Here is a 21,698-nt window from a genome sequence, read left to right on the forward strand (position 1 = left end):
TATGCAAACATAATTTGTTTAATTAAAAAAAAGCATTTAAGTTTATATTAACTAAATAAACAAATAACCAAACTATAATCATTTATGAGCAGAATGTTAACACAGATCATCTTTGTGTTTTTATTTGTATGCGCAACTTTTGTTGTGGTGCAGGCACAGAGCATAACGGTAAGTGGTACCGTTAAGGATAAGCAATCTAAAGAAGCGCTTGCCGGCGTGAGTATTATTATCAAAGGCCAATCGGGTGGAACTTCTTCAAATGGGAGTGGTGTGTTTACGTTTACCACTACAGCTAAGCTTCCCTTTACGCTGGTAGCATCTTCAGTTGGCTTCGGCACGGCAGAGCAACAAGTTACGGGAAGTGCTACTGGAATTAACATTGAGCTCGAAACTGCGGTTGTTTTGGGTGGTGATGTTGTGGTATCTGCTTCCAGAACACCAGAGCGTATTTTGGAATCGCCTGTTTCTATCGAGCGAATGAGTGCAGCCACGATAAAGGAAATTGCAGCACCATCTTTTTACGATGCTTTAAACAATATGAAAGGTGTAGAAAGCAGTATGCAAAGTTTAACTTTCAAATCAATTAATACACGTGGGTTTAATTCAAATGGAAATACCCGTTTCAACCAATATATTGATGGAATGGACAACCAAGCACCAGGTTTAAATTTTTCTGTGGGCAACATTGTTGGAATTACAGAACTTGATATTGATAATGTAGAACTTCTGCCCGGCGCATCTTCTGCTTTATATGGCGCTGGTGGTATTAATGGTACCTTGTTAATGACTTCCAAAGACCCTTTCAAATATCAAGGCGCAAGTTTTCAATATAAAACAGGTGTAAATCATGTAAACGACGACAATAGCAGCGTTCAGCCTTTTAATCAGTTGGATGTTCGTGTGGCAAAATCGTGGAATAATAAATTTGGGTTTAAGGCAGCTTTTTCGTTTTTACAGGCTAAAGATTGGTTTGGCAACAACTATTCCAACTTTGATCGCGTAGCAAATACCGTAAAACCTGGCACACGGGCTTCAGATCCAGGTTATGATGGTGTGAACGTGTATGGCGATGAGGTAAATGAAAATTTGCAATTTGTGGCAAGGGGTATTTTGGCAAGCCAGCCAGCCGCTGTTGGGGCATTTAATAGCCTCATTAGTTTAGGCCTAACCTACCCGCAAATTGACAACTTGGTGAGAACGAACCCTGCTTACATTGCTTTACGGCCAGCCCTGCCATTATTAGGGGTTGCCTATAGTTTAAATAAAGGTACCACGTCGAATCAACAAGTTTCCAGAACGGGGTATAATGAAGAAGATTTGGTTGACTATAATACTAAATCGCTTAAAACCTCGGGCGCTCTATATTATAATTTCACCAATACCATCCAACTAACCGCTCAGGCAAACTGGGGCACAGGAACATCGGTTTACACTGGATCAGATCGTTATTCTCTACGAAATTTCAGCATCGGACAGTACAAGTTAGAATTAAAAGGGCAAGATTTCTACGTCAAAGCCTATACCACTCAAGAGCGCTCAGGTGATTCATATATATCTTCAATTTTAGGTAGTTACATAAATGAAAAAGGTACTTCATCAAGCAGATGGTTTCAAAATTATACACTTGAATATTCTGCTGCAAGAGCTCAGGGGGCTTCAGAAGATGCTGCAAATGCCTCTGCTCGGGCAGCAGCCGATGCAGCAAGAGCACTACCGGGTTCAATGAGTTTTAATACCAACAAAGAAACCATTAAAAATACAAATATCAGTGCCACAAACTTTGCGACGGGTGCTTATGGAGCCAGATTTGATGATAAAACCAATCTCTATCATTATGAAGCTATGTACAATTTTACCAATGCACTTAACAATGTAATCGAATTTCAGGTGGGTGCATCGAGTAGGTTATATCAACTTAGATCAGGAGGAACCATTTTTGATGATTTGAATCGCAAAATCGATATTAACGAATATGGCGCTTTTGCACAGGCAGGGAAAAAGTTTGGAGCGTTCTTTAAACTTACTGTTGCCGGCCGTTATGATAAAAGCACCAATTTCGAAGGACGTTTTACACCTCGTATAACTGGAGTTTTTACGGTTGCCAAAAACAACAATATCCGTTTATCCTACCAAACTGGCTATCGTAACCCAACCACCCAAAATCAATACATCGATCTTTCTGTAGGTGGAGGTTCGCAGAGGTTAATTGGTGGTTTACCAGAAAGTTTGGCTAAATATGGTTTAGGTACCGAAGCCACTAAAGGCTATACAGAAAGCAGTTTCCGTGCTTATAAGTCGGCTTTATCATTGGGTGGATCTACCACAGGTATTTTACAGAAATATACTTTTGATAGCAGAGGTGTGAGACCAGAGAGTGTACAAGCTTATGAACTTGGTTACAAAGGTTTGTTGGGTCCAAAATTGTTGATAGATGCTTATGGTTATTATAATCAGTACAAAGATTTCATTACCGCAGTAAATGTTTATCAGCAAGTTGGAGCAACCACCAATTTTGTAAAATACGGTGTGCCTGTTAATGCAGAGGGTAAAGTAACCTCTTATGGCGCAGCATTAGGTTTAGATTATTTAATTGGAAAATATAACATCAGCGGAAACGTATCTTACAATCAAATTGGCGACCTTCCTGCCAATTACATTAACGATTTCAACACACCGAAAATCCGTTACAATTTGGGTTTAGGCAATAAGGAAATTGTAAAAAACTTTGGTTTTAATGTTTCTTATCGCTGGCAAGATCAATTCTACTGGAACTCATCATTCTCTGCAGGGCAAGTACCAGCCTACAGCACTTTAGATGCTCAGGTAAGTTTAAGAATCCCTTCAGTAATGTCGATCGTTAAATTGGGTGGATCGAATATTTTAAACAAATACTATTTCACCTCTTATGGAAACCCTCAAGCAGGCGCCATTTATTATTTAGCCTTTACGTTTAACCCCTAAATTGAAAAACAGTATTGCCAAAGCCTTTCTTGCTGCAAAGCGGGGAAGGCTTTTTTTATGATTTATTAGGGCGCTTATCTAAAATATTTGTATTATAGTGCTTTCTTAAGCACATCCCAGTTTAAGGAGTAATTAATATTAAATTTTTTATAAATAAGGATGGAAGCGCAAAACGATAAGCCAAACGAGGTTAGCGATCTAATTGAAAAAGAACAAGAAATACAGCATTTAAACAATCCAGTTGATATATCTGTAAAGCCAATTGTAAAACAATATCTTGGCTCAGTTAAAGAAGTTAGTAAAGACGGAAACAGGTTTTATTTTTCGGATGGGGATGCAAGGGTAGAAATAAGAGTAGTAAGTGATGATATTATCCGCGTTCGGCTTGCGCCGCACGGTGTTTTTTTAGATGATTTTTCTTACGCCGTACCAGAAGTAGATCAAAAGGTAACGGTATTTAAAATGCAAGAACATGAAGATAGTTACACCGTATCTACCCACTCCGTTACCTGCAAGATAGAAAAAGCAAACTTTCATGTTTCATTCTCAGATAACATAACCAATTTGGTTATGGTTGATGAAGCCAACTCCATGCACTGGGAAGAAAACACAGATTTTGGCGGATACTATATTTTTGCTACCAAGAAATGCCACCCCGAAGAAAATTTCTTTGGTTTAGGCGATAAATCTGGGAACTTTAATCTTCGTGGTCGCCGGTTTGAGAACTGGAATACCGATGCCTATTCTTTCGGATGGAATCAAGATCCACTTTATAGAACTATTCCTTTCTACATTGGTTTACACAACCAAGCGGCTTATGGTATATTTTTCGATAACACCTTTAAATCGTATTTCGATTTTGGTGGTGAAGATGTAAACAAAACCAGTTTTTGGGCAGATGGGGGTGAGTTGCAATATTATTACATCCACGGTCCACACATGATGGATGTGGTTAAACGCTATGCAAGTTTAACCGGTACCCACCCAATGCCTCCAAAATGGACTTTGGGCTATCAGCAATGCCGTTGGAGTTATTATCCAGAAACGAAAGTTAAAGAAATTGCAAAACAATTTAGAGATCGTAAAATTCCATGCGATGCCATTTACTTGGATATCGATTACATGGACGGTTACCGCTGTTTCACTTGGAATAAAAAATACTTTCCCGATCCACGGAGAATGATTAAAGAACTTTCTGACGATGGATTTAAAACCGTTGTTATGATTGATCCCGGAATTAAAGTGGATGATGATTATTGGGTTTTCAAAGAAGGAAAAGAAAAGAGATATTTCTGTCGCCGAAGCGACGATTATTATATGGAAGGGCATGTGTGGCCAGGACGTTGCCAGTTCCCAGATTTTACCAACCCACAAGTACGCGAGTGGTGGGGCGATTTATACAAAGAATTGGTAGATATGGGCGTAGCGGGGTTTTGGAACGATATGAACGAACCAGCAGTATTTGGATCAGGCACTTTCCCGAACGATGTGCGACACAACTACGATGGTTTCCGCGGTTCGCACCGTAAAGCACACAACGTTTATGGCATGCAAATGGTTCGTTCTACGTATGAAGGACTAAAAAAACTTATGCGCAATAAACGTCCGTTTACTATCACCAGAGCAGGTTATTCGGGAATGCAACGTTACGCAAGCGTTTGGACAGGTGATAACATTGCCACATGGGAACACTTAAAAATTGGTAACATTCAATGTCAGCGGCTATCTGTTTCAGGCGTTCCTTTCTGCGGAACCGATATCGGTGGTTTTAGTGGTGAGCCAGATGGCGAATTATTTACCCGTTGGATTCAATTGGGAACATTCTCGCCATTTATGCGAGCGCACTCTGCCGGAGATACCGCCGAGCGTGAACCTTGGAGTTTTGGAGATTTCTTTGAAGACATTAACCGAAAATTCATCGAATTGAGATACCGCTTAATGCCTTATCTGTATTCTGTTTTTTGGGAACATCACCGTTATGGTTTCCCAATTTTAAGGCCATTGGTGATGCTAGAGCAAGAAAACATCAGCAACAGTTTCCGCCAAGATGAGTTTTGCTATGGCGATAAATTATTGATATGCCCTGTTTTAGAGCAAGGCGCTATCTCAAGAAAAGTTTACCTTCCGAAAGGTACATGGTATAACTATTGGACAAATGAAGTTTTGGTGGGTGAAAATGAATATACCGTTGACGCCAAAATTGACAGCATGCCTATGTTTGTAAGAGCAGGATCGGTGATACCAGAATACCCAGTAATGCAATATGTAGATGAAAAAGCCATTACAGAAGTGGTGATGAATATTTACAGCAGCGATTACGAAGTAAACTCATTTATGTACGAAGATCATGGCGATACCTTTGCTTTCGAACAAGATATCTATTTAGAAAAGAAATTCACCGTTAAAGGCGATAGTCAACTCTTAAGAATTAATCAACTTACAGAAGGTCTTTATACCCCGAACTACGAGTTTTATGCTTGTAACGTAATGGGTGTATCTTTTCAAGTAAAAAAGATCATTGTTGATAATAAAGAAGTAACAGATTATTACACAGACGATAAGAACTGTTTACACTTTAAGTGCAATAAAAACTTCTCAGAAATACAGATTTTAAGTCTGTAACAAATAACCCCAAATGCTGTTTAGTGTTTGGGGTTATCACTATCTAGCCAAAAATAGCTATGCCATCTACAAAAAAAGTTCCTGCAAAAAAAGCAACCGTAACCAAAATTGATCAAAGCAAATCGGTATGGGCCTACAGCCTGTTTTCAGATTACGACATCGATTTATTTTTGGTTGGCAAACATTTCCGTTTGTACGAGAAAATGGGTTCGCATTTGGTAGAAGTAGAACAAACGCAAGGCACCTATTTTTCGGTATGGGCACCCAACGCCCATCAAGTTAGCGTAGTGGGGAATTTTAACCATTGGGATAGAACAGCACATCCACTCAACAGAAGATGGGATAAATCAGGAATTTGGGAAGGTTTTATCCCCAATATTGGCAAAGGCGAAGTTTATAAATATTTTGTAAAAGGATTCGACCATTCTGAACACGAAAAAGGCGACCCTTATGCACGCAGGTGGGAACATCCACCACAAACCGCATCCATTGTTTGGGATACCGATTACAGTTGGAAAGATAAGGCCTGGTTAAACAAACGTCCAAAACTGAACCATATCAATCAACCCATTTCCGTTTACGAAATTCATTTGGGCTCGTGGCAACGCGATCCAGATAACCCAAAGCGGGTGTTAAATGCAAGGGAGGTTGCGAATACATTAATTCCGTATGTGTTAAACATGGGATTTACCCATGTGGAACTAATGCCTGTAATGGAATTTCCATATTCGCCAAGTTGGGGCTACCAAATTACCGGCTATTTCGGTGCCAGCTCACGTTACGGATCGCCACAAGATTTAATGTACCTCATCGATGAGCTTCATAAAGCCAATATTGCAGTTATTTTAGATTGGGTACCCTCACACTTTCCGGGCGATCGGCACGGACTGTACGAGTTTGATGGCACGCATTTGTACGAGCATGCAGATATGAAGAAAGGCTTTCATCCCGATTGGAAATCGTACATTTTCAATTACGATCGGCCAGAAGTACGGTCCTTCTTAATCAGCAATGCCACCTTTTGGATCGATCAATACCATGCCGATGGCCTACGGGTAGATGCCGTAGCCTCTATGCTCTACTTCAATTTCTCAAGAGAAGATGGAGATGCAGCCACAAATGAATACGGCGGAAGCGAAAATTTAGGCGCCATTCAATTTTTAAAAGATTTAAACGAAACCCTTTACGGAAACTTTAAGGGCGTGCAAACCATTGCCGAAGAGAGCAGTACCTTTGATGGCGTAACCAGACCCGTGTATGCAGGCGGCTTAGGCTTTGGCATGAAATGGATGATGGGCTGGATGAACGATACCCTAAAATACTTCAAGGTAGATCCTCTAGGTCGAAAACACCACCACAATCGCCTCAGTTTCAGCATGACTTATGCCTTTACCGAAAACTTTATGTTGCCCTTTTCGCATGATGAAGTGGTTCACGGTAAATCGCCCATGTTGTATAAAATGCCGGGCGATGATTGGCAAAAATTTGCCAACTTAAGAGCCCTGTACGGTTACATGTTTACCCACCCAGGGGCAAAGCTATTGTTTATGGGTAACGAATTTGCAGATACAGGCGAGTGGAATTTTAAGCAATCCTTAAACTGGCACCTGTTGCAATATGCGCCACACAAAGGGATGCAAGAAACCGTTAAAGCACTTAACTTCTTATACAGGAAAGAGCCCGCACTCTACCATTTCAATTTTAGTTACGAAGGTTTTGAGTGGCTCGATGCAGATAATGCAAACGAATCTGTTTTTGCTTACATCCGCAAAGGCCCAAAAGCAAAAGATACCCTAATCGTTGTGCTTAATTTTACCCCAGTAGTTCGAGAAAATTATAAAGTAGGCGTACCCTTTAAAACTAAATGGAAAGAAATTTTCAATTCCGACGACATCATTTATTACGGAAGCGGAATCAACAACAGAGGAGACATTAGCCCATATTTGGAAGGGTATAACAACCAACAATATTCCATCAACATTACCCTGCCGCCTTTAGCCGTAGTTGTTTTTAAAAGTAAATAATGCGTACACGCAGCGCATAAAATCATATACGCTGTGTGTTTGCTTTTAATCCTGTAATATCCCTTTCGTCATACTGAATTTATATCAGCATCTAAATGGCGTAGGTTTGCTTTAGCCTTTGCGCTCAAACCGAACCCACAGTAGTTATCCAATCCCGCGCTAAATAAGATAAAGTTTATCTCCCCTTTGCTCAATCTGCATCAGCAAAAAAAAACATTCTATCCAATTTTTTATATGCTTTTTGCACACAAAACAAAGGGGATAATTGTTTAAGCCATTAGTTTATAGGTAAATTAATGATTGAAGACAAAATTTTACTCACCGCACGTTATGTAGAGGGCGACATGAACGAAACGGAAAGAATGGGTTTTGAGATGCGTGTACAATACGAACTCGATTTGCAAGAGCATTTAAAAGATTATAACGAAATTCATCAAAGCCTAAAAATCCATCTAGCTCCCAACCAAGATGACGATTTATTTCGCGATACCCTTTATGCTTTCCATAAACAACCTTTCGTAGAAGAAGCCAAGGTGGGTACACTTAAGCCCCTTTTCAATTGGTTAACAGGTGTTTTGGCCACACTGCTCTTAGTTTTTCTAATTTGGGCACCTTGGCGAACCAATTTATACAATCAATACGCCGACGGACGTGCCATGAACATTAGCCCAAGCAAGGGCATTAACAATAACGATTTAGAAAATGCTGCGCTCTATTACAATCAAAGGAATTTTTATGCCGCAAAACCGCTATTACAAAAGCAGTATCAAGCCAACCCAAAAAACGCCATGCTGGCCTATTATTACGGCAATTCACTAATCGAAACCAACAATTTAGATCAAGCCAGAGCCATTTTAAATCCTATTTATGCAGGTAAGTCGGCCTTCAAGTACGATGCAGCTTATGCCATAGCGCTCAGTTACCTAAAAAACGATCGGAAGCAAGACACTAAAATTTGGCTTCAAAAAATCCCGGCCGATGCTGTGCAACACAAAGCTGCGGTTCAACTCATTAATAAGCTATAAATATTGCTTTGGCTGCCTGCTGACTTTAAACTTTAATTAGAAAAACAAGGCTTCGGTAATGCTTGGCAAGAGGTAGTCCCGTTTTACGCTAAATCCCCGATAGAAAAAATCGGGGGATACCGCTTCAACCGGGTTTAAAATTTAAGGCACAAGCCTTTGGCCCATGTTACCTGCCAACTTTTCAAATAATGGCCTCATCAATCACATCTGTAAACCCTACGCGCTCAAATCAATTCCAAATAATATTGCCTAAAAAGCGATTTCAAGATTACATTCCTTTTAGTTGTTCGATTAAAAGCCAAACCGCAGAACAATAAGCGGTTACTGCTGTTAAGCCCTTATAATCGTAATTAACAAATGCAACTATCTCTAACCAAAACGAAACTTCACCAAGAGCAAAAAACCTTTAAAACTTGGGTGAGTGGACAAGAGATTACACTGCAAAAAACAAAAATGCAAGACATTCAAGCATTTAAATTGCTGTACAAGCAATATTCTCCACTGCTTTATGGCACCATACTCAGAGCCGTTAACAATCAAAGCAAAGCAGAAGCCATCCTTCAAGAAACCTTTCTCGAAGCCTGGGAATACCTTCCAAGCTATCAAGAATCTCAATGTAAAATGTTTACTTGGTTAAGCAGAATTGCGAAGCAGAAATGTGTTGATTGAGAATTTCTTCTTATTAATATTAATACATCTATAATTTTGTAGGTAGCTTACTAGGCACGCTTTTCTTAGTTTGCAGGTAACGAGCAGTTTAGGTGTAGATCTTTACGGGTTCCCGTATTGTATCTCGATAATATTTTTATATATTAGTGATAATTAATTACGCTCTTATTTCAATAATATTTCTCTCCCGTAAGTATGTGAACGGATATAAACGTTGAACATCGTTACATTTTGAACCTGAAAAAAGCCTTTTAAATTATTAAAGCATCTTTTTGGGCGAACGAGTTGCGATATTTATGGGTTATGTGGCATAGCAGGATATTAGACATGAGATTTATATTCACACTTTTGATTGCATTATTTCTTGCTTCTTGTTCTGATAATTATGAACAATATTATACCGACTATTTAAGTTTCAAGAAATCATCAGCTAGACAACAGGGGTGGTTTCCAGAGATTTTGGGACCGGACTGTTTTGACTTTAAGGAAATTCATAATTTAGGAAACAACAATTCATATGGAACTTTTGCATTCGTTGACGAAAAAAGGATAAATTCTATACTTGCGGACACTAAGAAGTACAAACAGATCAAGAAACTGGAAGTTGATTCAATCTTGAATAAAATAGTTTCGCCAAAAAGACCTAAATGGTTTATAAAGGACATTTCCTTAAATTATTTTGACTTTTATATACAAGATTTAAATTGCATAATAAAAGACGGTAGGAATAAAAGAATTTACTTCCTATATACATCATTATGAAAACAACCTCATATAGGAGCACATTTACGATGCGATTTTTCTGGAACACTAAATGCACACGCGGCATGCGTGCGCCAGCAAGGGGGATTTTGTGTAGGGAAAAGAGAAATTTCTTAAATCATTAAACGCAAAGTCTTTACACATGATAGCAAATGAAATTTGTGAAAATCAAACGTAAGTGTTAGCTTAGTAACAGTTAAGCTCTCATCCTATTCGAACATTCTATCTGTAACCTTCTTCTAGGGAACGCTTTAACGTAATTTTAAAAATATTAACCTCTCAAACTTAAGGTCATGGCAAGATGCACGACACCAAGAAACGATTATCGAACCGACAGCGAAGCGGCTTCGTCTCCCAATCGCGAAAGCAGATATCGCACTGCTTATAATTCTTCTAAATCCATTCATCAACTTATTGTGATAGGCACTCGGGAAGTAATAGGAATCCAAGGAGTTAATTCAGGAGTATCAGATCACGTTGGTCAAAACCAAAATCCACTATTTTTTAAACTTTCTCACAAATTGGAATCCTTCCTCAAGTCCTCGAAAGGGTGGTAAAGGTAAATTCTTACAGATTTGAAAAATGTTTTTTCCTTGGCATTTCGGGCTATTAGCATAGGTCGGAACTTGATCTTTCCGAACTTTTGTAATCGAAAACATATGTCAGTTGGATAGTTGACAGAGATATAAGATTCTCACAACACATCCACGAGATGCCTTTTTCCAAAATCACTAATATTGATAGGGCACCATTAAACTTTTATCACTTCATCATAAAAAAAATTAACGCTAATTATGAACATCAAACCAGAATTTTTGCAAATTATTAAGGATATCAAAGAGCAGAATATCGATATTCAACTTACAACAAGAGACTTTCTAAGATACTTTAGTTGTGAAAAACGAACTAAAGGTAATAAAGGGAGAATTGACGTATATCTAGAAGAACAAAATCTAGAGACAAGTCCTAACTATGCGGAATTGTGGATCGATGGTACTCTTATTTTAAAGCACAAGGCTAGAGCCAAAAGTAAAGCGTCAACTAGCCCCATTCAAAAAATAAGTATATTACCCGCAGCGAATAAGCCACCCATCTCAATTTCAAGAGATGCGAAGTTAAGTGATGCAATTACACAAATGATGATGCATAATTTTTCACAGCTTCCCGTTATGAGTAATCCTCGAAGCGTTGCAGGCTTCATTACATGGGAAAGTATAGGTTATGGGATAACTAACGGCAATAGTTCCAATGAAGTTAAGGACTTTTTAGACACTAACGTGACTATTGTAGACCTTGATAAACCACTTTTAGATGCGATTAAAATTGTGATAGAAAAGGACTTCGTATTAGTTCAAAAAAAGGACAAATCCCTAAGTGGCATCGTTACAATCGCTGACATCAGTACTCAATTTTTATTGCTTACTGAGCCCTTTCTTCTTCTGGAGCAGATTGAGAATCTTATCAGATTGCTGCTCGATGAAAAGTTCTTAGTTCAAGATATAAAATCTTTCTGTGAAGAGGAAGAATTTGAAAATACGATTGAATTTATTGATGACCTTACTTTTGGTCAATATATTCGATTAATTGAAAAGCCAGATAACTGGATTAAATTAAATTTGAAAATTGACAGAATTCCATTTATAAATCAACTAGATTCCATTAGAGAGATTCGGAATGATATAATGCATTTTGACCCTGAGGGTATAACCCCAGAGCAGAAGCAGTCCCTTGTTAATATGGCTAAATTTCTCACAGAATTAATAAAGTATAAATAAGCTTGTGATTCAGTTGCTTAAAAATGTAACTCGATGTGTTACTTTAGCGAACTTAGCTAGAGTGTCCACGTGTTACGAACGTTGTAGTGAATGAAATCACAAATAATTTTCATTGAAATTAAGGTAGATACTTTTCAAAATGATATGAGTAAGAAAATCAATAAGCTTACCGAAAAGGTGGGGCTACAAATCTTTCAATTAAAAAATTAAGGTAGAAATTAATCTTTTTGTCGCCAGCGCAATTGTTTTTGAGAGAGTTTCTCTATGGTATTAAATTTAATAAAAGACACGCTTTCCTCGTCAAGCGTACATCACTTTCATACGTAACTACGCAAGTATCCGGTAAACATGGGACATAAAAAAATAGAAATCGCTCATATGGCACAATTTCTGAAGCTTCAGAATTTACCTGTCGTGTTTGATGAATGTCCAGAGCCACAACCCGACTTTAAGTTCAAAATTAGTGATGATAAGATAATTGGGGTTGAACATACAAGAATGTTTTTGCCCAAGGATGCTAAGGGTGATGATTTAACCAGGCATTATGTAACAGCAAATAGAATTGTTGCGTATGCCCACCACATGTTTAAAACTACTAATAAAGAACGGTTATCCGTATATGTCGATTTTGTTTCATCATATGGTTTAGATATGCCGTCAAGGATGTTGACAAGGAAGGATGAAAAAACTTTGTCGAATTTCCTTTTAGAGTTTGTCAAAACCAATATTCCTACGCTAAACACGAACGCTTCTTTCGAAAATTTTAATATGGACACTGGAGAACATCAATTACCTGACCCGATTGGGCATATATCAATTTACAATAAATATGATTGTTGGGCAGTTGTCGAGGCAGGCATGGTACCTAATATTAAAGGCGATGTTTTACAGGAAAGAGTAAAAGCAAAAGATGGTAAACTAAAGAATTATTCAGCTTTGTATGGCGAGTTGTGGTTGTTGCTAGTAGAAGATCAATGGAGTCCTCTTAATTATTTTGATTTTAGCTTTGCAAAGCTAATAGATGTTTCAAGCCGATTTAATAAAGTATTTATTTTAAGGTCAGGCAACAATATAGTCCATGAATGTAATAACCTTTGCAAAGAAGAAAACCAATGGAAGGGAAAAGATTTCAACCCTTAGAATAGTCTTGGACTTTTGTTGAGTAACGTTAAATTCAACACTACCACCCGAATCCCCAAAAATAAGAAAAGAGACAATCTATCCAGACTTGTCTCTTTTTTCTAACCAAATATAAACCTGTTATGAGCCAGGCTTTGTCTTTAATTTTCCATCTAAACCGAAGTTTTTCAAGAAAATGATTTATCTTTTTTTGTGGTGATAAACATCGTTCCGTTTATTACTCTACAAATATAGGAAAAATTTTGATAGTGTAAAAAATACACTAAGAAATTTTTAAGTATTTTTTTTGTCATTTTTTATTTACTACACTTTTTATAGAAGGATTAGGGATATAAAATGACTGTATTGCAAATATAAAGCAAAAATATGTTAAGCAATTGTTAAATATTGTCAAAAATCGGTATGATATAAGCAAATTGTATCAGTTTTCCCCGAAATAGGACAAATCAAAAAATATTACGCCTCATAATTGTAAATACTCAGTTAAAACGTATAAATATGATAGGTTGTTTTAATTATTTTCAAATAATCAATTGAAATAAAAATTAATTTCACTGATGAGCATCGTGTTTAAAACAAAAAGGCAACATTGCGTAACAATGTTGCCTTTTAAAATGTTAAAAATCAGCCTTTCGGCCATTTTATTTATAAACTTGCGTAGTATTCTACGAATTTAGCTAATGCAGAAGAATATCCCCATTCGTTGTCGTACCATGATACCACTTTAACAAAGTTATCATTCAATGAGATACCCGCTTTAGCATCAAAGATAGAAGCGTGGTCATCACCGATAAAGTCAGAAGAAACAACTTCGTCTTCAGTATAAGCCAACACGCCTTTTAATTCACCTTCAGATGCAGCTTTCATAGCCGCTTTAATTTGCTCGTAAGTAGCTGGTTTTTCTAAGCGTGCAGTTAAATCAACAACAGAAACATCGGCTACAGGAACGCGGAATGACATACCCGTTAATTTACCTTTTAATTCTGGAAGCACCATACCAACTGCTTTAGCAGCACCTGTTGATGAAGGAATGATGTTAGAGAAACCACCACGGCCACCTCTCCAATCTTTAGCGGATGGACCATCAACAGTTTTTTGAGTTGCAGTTACCGCGTGGATGGTACTCATTAAGCCTTCAACAATACCGAAGTTATCGTTTAATACTTTAGCAATTGGCGCTAAGCAGTTTGTAGTACAAGATGCGTTAGATACAATTGTTTGATCTGCAGTAAGTTTATGATGATTTACACCCATTACGTAAGTAGGGATATCGCTATCTTTAGCAGGAGCAGAGAACACTACTTTTTTAGCACCAGCGGCGATGTGTTTTTCAGCATCAGCACGAGTTAAAAATAAACCAGTAGATTCGATTACCACTTCAACACCTACAGCATCCCATTTTAAATCAGCAGGATTTCTTTCGGCAGTTACGCGAATCGTTTTACCATTTACCACTAAATTACCATCAACCACTTCAATTGTTCCATCGAATTTACCGTGGGTAGTATCATATTTCAACATGTAAGCCATATAATCCGGCTCAATTAAGTCGTTTATAGCTACAATATCTAATCCTCTTTTCAAAGCAGCTCTGAAAACCAGTCTGCCAATACGGCCAAAGCCGTTAATTCCAATTTTGCTCATTGTTTTGTTAATTAATGTAATGTTTTAATAAATTTAGTATAGGTTCTTTAATAATCGTTTTAATTTCTAGGTTGTACTTTTTTGCGGTTAACAGCAGTCGATCTTCCAATTCGGCAGCTACCTTACCCACAATGTGTATGTCTTCGTTTTTATATTTGGCAACCATGGGCAGCACGTAAATTTCGAAGTACTTTTCAAATCCTTCATCAATCAGCTTGGTGATGTATTCATGTTGGCTGTTTTGGGTAAAGAAATCAAAAAAAGAGGTTAAAAATATATTCGCCTGTGGCTTATTGTAAATGCGTTCTAAAATTTGAGGGCGGTCTAAATTGTAATTGGTAATGAATTTAGTTTCAAGGTCTTTAGGAAGTTTTTTGCTTAAAAAATCTTTCAACAAAACTTTTCCAAAATAGTTTGATGAACCTTCATCGCCTAAAATATAACCTAATCCAAAGTTATTGTTTATGGGTTTTTTGCCATCAAAGTAAGCACAATTTGCGCCACTGCCCAACATTCCCACTATTCCCGTTTTATCAAAGCAAGCGGCCTTTGCGGCACCAAACAAATCATTTTCTACAATGATTTTACTGTATCTAAAAAAAGAAGATAAAGTATTGGATAAGGCTTCTTTACGATCGGCAGAGGAAGCTCCCGCTGCAAAGAAATAAATTTTCTTTATATTTTCTGCATTGTTTACCAGAACAACTTTCTTATTTAAAATTTGAAGTATGGTTTTAGCATCTACAAAACAAGGGTTTATGCCCGTTGTATTGCAATGTGCCACCACTTTTCCATTTTGAGTAAGTTTCCAAAACGCCGTTCTCGATCCGCTATAAACAACTGCTATCATGTTATATGGATAGCACTTCAGTCATTTCCATTAAATCAGGCTCTAGTTTAAAGCTATGTGCGGTTAAGGCTTCAACAATGCTGGTTAACTTAATTTCGTTGCCTTTTAGTCCAACCATCTGTTCGGTTTGCCCGGCAATAAGAGCATTTACCGCGGCAAAACCAAGTCTGCTTCCTAAAATCCGGTCGAAACTGCTTGGGCTACCGCCACGTTGCAAGTGCCCTAAAATGGTTACTTTGGTATCGTAATGATCGAAAGTTTCTTTCACTTTTTTCGCAACATCATACGCACCACCTTGCTTGTGCCCCTCGGCAACAATTACAATGCTCGATGATTTCTTGGTAGCTGCACCTAAAGCTAATTTTTCAATCAATTCGCCTACACTGGTTTCCTTTTCAGGCAACAACACGGCTTCTGCGCCGCTGGCAATTGCACTTCTTAAAGCAATACAGCCAGAATCCCTACCCATTACCTCAATAAAAAATAAGCGATCGTGGGCATCTGCCGTATCTCTAATTTTATCTATGGCTTCAATAACGGTATTAATGGCCGTATCATAACCTAAAGTAAAGTCAGATCCACCTAAATCGTTATCAATAGTTCCTGGAATGCCAATTACTTTAACGCCATATTTTTCAGAGAAACGTCTGGCACCAGTAAAAGTTCCATCGCCACCAATAACCACAAGGCCATCAATATCGTTTTTCTTTAAATTTTTATAAGCTATTTCCTGTCCTTCGTCGGTTTTAAATTCTAAGCAACGGGCAGTTTTTAAAATGGTTCCGCCTAAATGTAAGATGTTACTTACTGAACGGGCGTCCATTGGTTTTATATTGTCGGTAATTAGGCCTTGGTACCCCTGCATAACACCAAACATATTGATGCCATGGTATATTCCGGTGCGTACTACAGCTCTAATCGCAGCATTCATTCCTGGGGCATCGCCTCCAGAAGTCAATACAGCTATATTTTTAATATTTGGCTTCATCTTTATAATACGAATATAGTGTGTAATTTTTACACTAAGTAATTTTTTTTATTTTTTTTACTTAATATTGAAAGTCATACCTTTATCTGCTTAAAATAACTAAATTTTACCTTGGAACAAATTTTACCTCATTTAGATTCCGTATTCTCAATTGATTGTGTCCTATTTGGATTTGATGGCAAAGAACTAAAAATCCTCCTCATCGAAAGAAACGAAGAACCATTTAAAGATTGGTGGGCATTGCCTGGTAACATCGTTGGGCCTGATGAAAGTTTGGATCAATCGGCCTCCCGCATTTTATACGAACTTACCGGTTTACGTGGCATATTTATGGAGCAGTATTATGCTTTCGGCGATCCCAACAGGCACCCTCAAGGACGTGTAATTACTTTAGCCTACTATGCTTTGATCCGTTTAGGCGGCGATAAAGAACTACGGCCAGTAAGTAATTATGCAAAACGTGCCAACTGGCTGCCCATTACCGATTTGCCAAGACTGGCCTTCGATCACCAGAAAATTTACGATAAGGGCCTCGAAAAAATAAAGCGCAGAATAAAACATCAACCCATTGCTTTCGAACTTTTGCCCGAAAAATTTACGCTGACCCAATTACAGCATGTTTACGAATTGATTATCGGTAAGAAACTGGATAAGCGAAACTTTAGAAAGAAAATTCTAGGCTTTGGTGTTTTAAAAGAATTAGATGAAAAACAAAAGGGCGTTTCTTACCGAGCGGCTACTTTATATCGTTTTGATAAGCGTAAATACGCGAAGTTATTTGGTAAAGAGATCTCTTTTTAACCTAAGTATTTCGCAAAAAGCAATCATAAAAAAAGTCCCGGTTTGGTTTACAAATCGGGACTTTCTTTTTTTAGCTCAGTTTTAAATGCTCAACTCAAAACCGAAGCGTTATCAATGGATTATACGTTTGGAGCCAATTCCAAATGGTAGTGAACCAAATCATCTATAGGTGAGCGGATGATTTTACCCACGCCCATCTCGTAACGATCTGCTACAATGCTCAATATATCGCGGAAACTGTAACCTACCGAACCTACGCAATTTAATTTGTGATCTTTGTAGTTTGGATAGTGGATTACTAAAGCTTCGAAGAATGCAGTGAAGGCATAATCAATTGTGCTAAAGGCATAATCTTCGTAGTTATCTTTAAAATCGTATAAGAATTTACTGAAACTTGCGCAGAAACGGTTTGGTAACGGCTTGTTGTAAATGTTATCGAAAATGTCTTCGTTGGTTAAAGCGTAGTTATCATAAAAAGCCTCACGCAAACCTTTCGGCATGTAACCTTTCATGTAATCGCTTAAAATGCGTTTACCGATGTATGAACCACTTCCTTCGTCGCCTAAAAAATAGCCTAATGAATCGATATTTAAAGTAATATCCGTTCCATCGTATAAACAAGAGTTTGTTCCGGTACCTAAAATACCAGCAAAGCCAGGCTCGTTACCTAAAAGGGCACGGCATGAGGCCAGTAAATCGTGGCCAACAAAAACTGTAGCATGCGTAAAAATCTGTTTCATGGCATCTGCCACAATCTTTACATTTGCAGGGGTAGAACATCCAGCACCATAATAGTAAACTGCGGTTAATTTTTCTCGCTCCAAGTGGTCTGGAAGCGTTTCGTTTAAAGACTGTACAATATATTCTCCTTTCGAAAAATATGGGTTGTACCCTTCGGTGTTAAAGTAAATTTTTCTGCCGGCCTCGTTAATCAAACACCAATTTGTTTTGGTTGATCCACCGTCTGCAATTACTATCATTTTATTTATTTTTGGTTTTAGCACGATAAAAGTATAAAAACTCTTATATTTTGTATCTTTTTTTTTAATAATTTTTTAACAATTTGTTGTTGTTGTTTTTTAAGTGTGTAAAAAATACACTATAGTATGCGTTTAATGGGCTAAAATCCTTAAAATTATACCATAAAGAGCATTGGTCTTTTTTTTGAACCGTATGAAATATTTTACAATATAGATAAAATGAATAGCAGTTTTTTAGATTTTAGAAGTGATACCGTAACCAAGCCAACGGCCGGAATGCTGGATGCCATGATGAGCGCAAAAGTAGGGGATGATGTTTTTGGTGAAGACGAAACCGTGCAAAAATTGGAAAACAAATTGGCGGCAACATTTAATATGGAGGCGGGTTTGTTTTGCCCTTCGGGAACGATGACCAACCAAATCGGAATTAAATGTTTTACACAACCAATGGATGAGGTGATTTGCGATCAAACGGCACATGTGTATCGTTATGAAATTGGTGGAATTGCTTATCATTCTGCGGCATCCGTTCGCTTATTGTATGGCGAGCGTGGAATTTTAACCCCCGAATTGATTGAGCCGGAAATTAATGAAGACAATATTCATTATCCGAATTCATCTTTGGTGGTTTTAGAAAATACCGTAAACAAAGGTGGCGGGAGCTGTTACACCTTAGCCCAAATTGCTCCAATTCATCATCTTTGTAACATAAAAGGATTGAAACTTCATTTGGATGGAGCCAGAATTTTTAATGCCTTGGTGGCAACTGGAGATGACGCACATGGCTATGGAAAATATTTCGATGGCATTTCGGTTTGTTTATCAAAAGGTTTGGGTGCACCAGTTGGCTCTGTTTTATTGGGAAGTAAAGAAACCATTAAAAAGGCCAGAAAAATTAGAAAAGCTTTTGGTGGAGGAATGCGTCAGGCAGGGTTTTTGGCAGCTGCGGGAAATTATGCGTTGGATCATCACGTAGAACGTTTAAAGGACGACCATAAGCATGCAAAGGCCTTGGCAGATGCTTTAATCTCAACCAATTATGTGCTTTCAGTGATGCCTGTTGAAACCAACATTGTGGTATTCGAAGTAGCCAAAGGAACCGCGGAGCAGGTTGTTAATCGATTGAAGGAAAAGGGTTTACATTGTAATACCACCAGCGCAAGTACGGTGAGGTTGGTTACGCATTTGGATTTGAGCCCAGCAATGATTGACCAAGCCGTTGAAATAATATTACATTTGTAAACAGAGTTCAAAATCAATAGTTCATCCCAATTAACGATTGAAAAACTAACGTATTCATAGCCAAATGTCTGAAAACCAAAATCATCATTCTAAAATTTCTAAAATACTTGTGGCCAACCGTGGCGAGATTGCTTTACGGATTATGCGTTCAGCAAAAGAAATGGGCATTAAAACGGTGGCCGTTTTTTCTGAAGCAGATCGAAATGCCTTGCACGTGCGTTACGCTGATGAAGCGATTTTTATCGGGCCAGCGCCTTCTAATCAAAGTTATTTGGTTGGCGAAAAAATTATTGATGCCTGTAAACAAAGCGGTGCAGAAGCCATTCACCCAGGTTATGGCTTTTTGTCTGAAAATGCTGCCTTTGCGCAAATGGTTGCCGATGCCGGTTTAATTTTAATCGGCCCATCGCCACAAGCCATGGAAATTATGGGGAATAAGCTCTCTGCAAAAGCAGCGGCTTTGAAATATAACATCCCTATGGTACCCGGTACGGAAGAAGCGATTCAAGATGTTGCCGAAGCCAAACTCCGTGCTATAGAAGTTGGTTTCCCGATTTTAATTAAGGCTGCGGCAGGCGGTGGGGGCAAAGGGATGCGCATTGTAGAAAAGGCCGATGATTTTGAAGAACAAATGCAACTTGCGGTAAGTGAAGCCACTTCGGCTTTTGGCGATGGTTCTGTTTTTATAGAGCGTTATGTTACCTCGCCAAGGCACATAGAAATTCAGGTTTTGGGCGATACGCATGGCAATATTGTTCATCTTTTCGAAAGAGAATGTTCGGTACAACGCAGGCATCAAAAGGTGGTTGAAGAAGCGCCATCATCGGTACTTACCGAAGAAATTAGGCAACGCATGGGTAAGTGTGCCGTTGATGTTGCCCGCTCGGTAAATTATACTGGTGCCGGAACGGTAGAGTTCATTTTGGATGAAAACCTCGATTTCTTTTTCCTAGAAATGAATACCCGTTTACAGGTAGAGCATCCTGTTACAGAGCTGATTACGGGAATTGATTTGGTGAAGGAGCAAATTAAAATTGCATCGGGAGAAGCATTGAGTTTTATCCAAGAGGATTTAAAAATCAATGGACATGCCGTAGAACTTCGCGTGTATGCAGAAGATCCAAACAACAATTTCTTGCCAGATATTGGCACTTTGCAAACCTATAAAACCCCTAAAGGAAATGGGGTAAGGGTGGATGATGGTTTTGAGCAAGGTATGGATATTCCCATTTATTACGACCCCATGATCGCAAAGCTCATCACCTTTGGTAAAGATCGGACAGAGGCCATTGAACGAATGATTAGGGCAATTGCAGAATATGAGATTACCGGGATAGAAACCACTTTGGCTTTTGGTACTTTTGTGATGCAACACGAAGCCTTTAAAACAGGGCAATTTGACACTCATTTTGTTGGCAAATACTTTAACGCCAATAGCCTAAAAGTGGAAGATGAAACCGAAGCCTTAATTGCTGCGGTAATTGCATCGGCCCTGTTTGAAAAGAAATCGGATGTGGTTCAATCGGATGGAAAAAGTAAGGGGAGTTCTGATTGGAGAAAAAATAGACAGAAATATTAACATCATCATCATGCCTAACCATTTGGTTTGATGAATACCATAAAATAAAATGTTCACAGGAATTATAGAAACACTTGGCGAGGTAACGGCCGTACAAAACGATCAAACAAATGTTCATTTCACCATATCATCAGCCATTAGCAATGAATTAAAAATTGACCAGAGTGTTGCCCATAATGGTGTTTGTTTAACCGTTGTGGCTGTGCACGATGGAAGCCACACCGTTACCGCGATTGATGAAACCTTGAATAAAACCAATCTGGATCATTTAAAAGTGGGCAGTAAAGTAAATTTGGAACGCTGCATGCAAATGAACGCCCGCCTAGATGGACACATTGTGCAGGGTCATGTAGATCAAACGGTCATCTGCGTAAAACGCGAAGAATTGGATGGAAGCTGGGAATACCGTTTTAAATACGATGCTTCTGCCGGAAATGTAACCGTAGAGAAAGGCTCTGCCTGCGTTAATGGAATCAGTTTAACGGTTGTAAATTCCGAGCAAGATGAGTTTTCAGTTTTCATTATTCCCTATACCTTTGAGCACACCAATTTGCAAGATGTGGTTGTTGGCGATACGGTAAATCTTGAATTTGATATTATTGGAAAGTACGTGGCCCGCTTAATGGCCAAATAACA

Annotated in this window: 15 protein-coding genes; 11 read left to right on the forward strand and 4 right to left on the reverse strand. The window is 38.3% G+C overall.

The genetic code is table 11. The features are described from left to right. The first annotated feature begins 84 nt into the window (after positions 1-84). The 7 genes from DHW03_RS16895 to DHW03_RS16930 all read left to right on the forward strand — a co-directional run bounded on the left by DHW03_RS16895 (position 85) and on the right by DHW03_RS16930 (position 12,978). Entirely contained in the window at positions 85-2,961 is a 2,877-nt protein-coding gene (locus DHW03_RS16895; protein WP_109927020.1) for a TonB-dependent receptor, read from the forward strand. A gap of 159 nt (positions 2,962-3,120) precedes the next feature. After that, complete coding sequence (locus tag DHW03_RS16900) at positions 3,121-5,583, forward strand: glycoside hydrolase family 31 protein (RefSeq protein ID WP_109927021.1); 2,463 nt, start codon at positions 3,121-3,123, stop codon at positions 5,581-5,583. Between the two features lie 59 nt (positions 5,584-5,642). Beyond that, positions 5,643-7,607 (forward strand): 1,4-alpha-glucan branching protein GlgB, encoded by a 1,965-nt coding sequence (glgB, locus tag DHW03_RS16905; RefSeq protein ID WP_109927022.1) that lies wholly within the window; start codon positions 5,643-5,645, stop codon positions 7,605-7,607. A 296-nt stretch (positions 7,608-7,903) separates the two neighbouring features. After that, positions 7,904-8,632, forward strand: coding sequence for a tetratricopeptide repeat protein (locus DHW03_RS16910; RefSeq protein WP_109927023.1), 729 nt, complete (start codon positions 7,904-7,906; stop codon positions 8,630-8,632). Positions 8,633-8,989: 357 nt separating this feature from the next. After that, positions 8,990-9,301 carry an RNA polymerase sigma factor gene (locus tag DHW03_RS16915; protein ID WP_109927024.1) on the forward strand — a complete coding sequence of 104 codons (312 nt, stop codon included), beginning with the start codon at positions 8,990-8,992 and terminating at the stop codon, positions 9,299-9,301. Positions 9,302-10,857: 1,556 nt separating this feature from the next. Continuing rightward, a complete protein-coding gene (locus tag DHW03_RS16925) occupies positions 10,858-11,838 on the forward strand; it encodes a CBS domain-containing protein (RefSeq protein ID WP_109927026.1) in 981 nt (326 codons plus the stop codon). A 348-nt stretch (positions 11,839-12,186) separates the two neighbouring features. Next, positions 12,187-12,978: a hypothetical protein gene (locus DHW03_RS16930; RefSeq protein ID WP_109927027.1), complete on the forward strand. Its 792-nt coding sequence runs from the start codon at positions 12,187-12,189 to the stop codon at positions 12,976-12,978. Positions 12,979-13,623: 645 nt separating this feature from the next. On the opposite strand, the gene gap is transcribed toward DHW03_RS16930, so the two are convergent. Genes gap through pfkA form a run of 3 tightly spaced genes read right to left on the reverse strand, consistent with a single transcriptional unit; the run spans position 13,624 to position 16,460 of the window. Further along, complete coding sequence (gene gap / locus DHW03_RS16935) at positions 13,624-14,622, reverse strand: type I glyceraldehyde-3-phosphate dehydrogenase (RefSeq protein WP_025144555.1); 999 nt, start codon at positions 14,620-14,622, stop codon at positions 13,624-13,626. A 7-nt stretch (positions 14,623-14,629) separates the two neighbouring features. Next, on the reverse strand, positions 14,630-15,472 hold the full coding sequence (locus DHW03_RS16940; RefSeq protein ID WP_109927028.1) for a hypothetical protein: 843 nt from the start codon (positions 15,470-15,472) through the stop codon (positions 14,630-14,632). A 1-nt stretch (position 15,473) separates the two neighbouring features. Beyond that, a complete protein-coding gene (pfkA, locus tag DHW03_RS16945; protein ID WP_109927029.1) occupies positions 15,474-16,460 on the reverse strand; it encodes a 6-phosphofructokinase in 987 nt (328 codons plus the stop codon). 111 nt (positions 16,461-16,571) lie between these two features. On the opposite strand from pfkA, the gene DHW03_RS16950 reads away from it, so the two are divergent. Further along, entirely contained in the window at positions 16,572-17,261 is a 690-nt protein-coding gene (locus tag DHW03_RS16950) for an NUDIX hydrolase (RefSeq protein ID WP_109927030.1), read from the forward strand. A gap of 119 nt (positions 17,262-17,380) precedes the next feature. On the opposite strand, the gene DHW03_RS16955 is transcribed toward DHW03_RS16950, so the two are convergent. Next, positions 17,381-18,241, reverse strand: a complete 861-nt coding sequence (locus tag DHW03_RS16955; RefSeq protein ID WP_109927031.1) for an N-acetylglucosamine kinase — start codon at positions 18,239-18,241, stop codon at positions 17,381-17,383. Between the two features lie 219 nt (positions 18,242-18,460). On the opposite strand from DHW03_RS16955, the gene DHW03_RS16960 reads away from it, so the two are divergent. From DHW03_RS16960 to DHW03_RS16970, 3 genes are all read left to right on the forward strand, one after another. Then, complete coding sequence (locus tag DHW03_RS16960; RefSeq protein WP_109927032.1) at positions 18,461-19,483, forward strand: threonine aldolase family protein; 1,023 nt, start codon at positions 18,461-18,463, stop codon at positions 19,481-19,483. A gap of 64 nt (positions 19,484-19,547) precedes the next feature. After that, positions 19,548-21,062: an acetyl-CoA carboxylase biotin carboxylase subunit gene (gene accC, locus DHW03_RS16965; protein WP_109927033.1), complete on the forward strand. Its 1,515-nt coding sequence runs from the start codon at positions 19,548-19,550 to the stop codon at positions 21,060-21,062. A 49-nt stretch (positions 21,063-21,111) separates the two neighbouring features. After that, entirely contained in the window at positions 21,112-21,696 is a 585-nt protein-coding gene (locus tag DHW03_RS16970) for a riboflavin synthase (RefSeq protein ID WP_109927034.1), read from the forward strand. Positions 21,697-21,698: the final 2 nt, after the last annotated feature.

Source organism: Pedobacter yonginensis (assembly GCF_003173595.1).
GTDB lineage: Bacteria > Bacteroidota > Bacteroidia > Sphingobacteriales > Sphingobacteriaceae > Pedobacter > Pedobacter yonginense.

Bases quoted from the DNA above. Each gene is read 5' to 3' on its own strand.
- accC (WP_109927033.1), top strand. From the start codon at position 19,548: ATGTCTGAAAACCAAAATCATCATTCTAAAATTTCTAAAATACTTGTG.
- pfkA (WP_109927029.1), bottom strand. From the start codon at position 16,460: ATGAAGCCAAATATTAAAAATATAGCTGTATTGACTTCTGGAGGCGAT.
- DHW03_RS16925 (WP_109927026.1), top strand. From the start codon at position 10,858: ATGAACATCAAACCAGAATTTTTGCAAATTATTAAGGATATCAAAGAG.
- DHW03_RS16960 (WP_109927032.1), top strand. From the start codon at position 18,461: ATGAATAGCAGTTTTTTAGATTTTAGAAGTGATACCGTAACCAAGCCA.
- glgB (WP_109927022.1), top strand. From the start codon at position 5,643: ATGCCATCTACAAAAAAAGTTCCTGCAAAAAAAGCAACCGTAACCAAA.
- DHW03_RS16915 (WP_109927024.1), top strand. From the start codon at position 8,990: ATGCAACTATCTCTAACCAAAACGAAACTTCACCAAGAGCAAAAAACC.
- DHW03_RS16955 (WP_109927031.1), bottom strand. From the start codon at position 18,241: ATGATAGTAATTGCAGACGGTGGATCAACCAAAACAAATTGGTGTTTG.
- DHW03_RS16895 (WP_109927020.1), top strand. From the start codon at position 85: ATGAGCAGAATGTTAACACAGATCATCTTTGTGTTTTTATTTGTATGC.
- DHW03_RS16930 (WP_109927027.1), top strand. From the start codon at position 12,187: ATGGGACATAAAAAAATAGAAATCGCTCATATGGCACAATTTCTGAAG.
- gap (WP_025144555.1), bottom strand. From the start codon at position 14,622: ATGAGCAAAATTGGAATTAACGGCTTTGGCCGTATTGGCAGACTGGTT.
- DHW03_RS16970 (WP_109927034.1), top strand. From the start codon at position 21,112: ATGTTCACAGGAATTATAGAAACACTTGGCGAGGTAACGGCCGTACAA.
- DHW03_RS16940 (WP_109927028.1), bottom strand. From the start codon at position 15,472: ATGATAGCAGTTGTTTATAGCGGATCGAGAACGGCGTTTTGGAAACTT.
- DHW03_RS16910 (WP_109927023.1), top strand. From the start codon at position 7,904: ATGATTGAAGACAAAATTTTACTCACCGCACGTTATGTAGAGGGCGAC.
- DHW03_RS16900 (WP_109927021.1), top strand. From the start codon at position 3,121: ATGGAAGCGCAAAACGATAAGCCAAACGAGGTTAGCGATCTAATTGAA.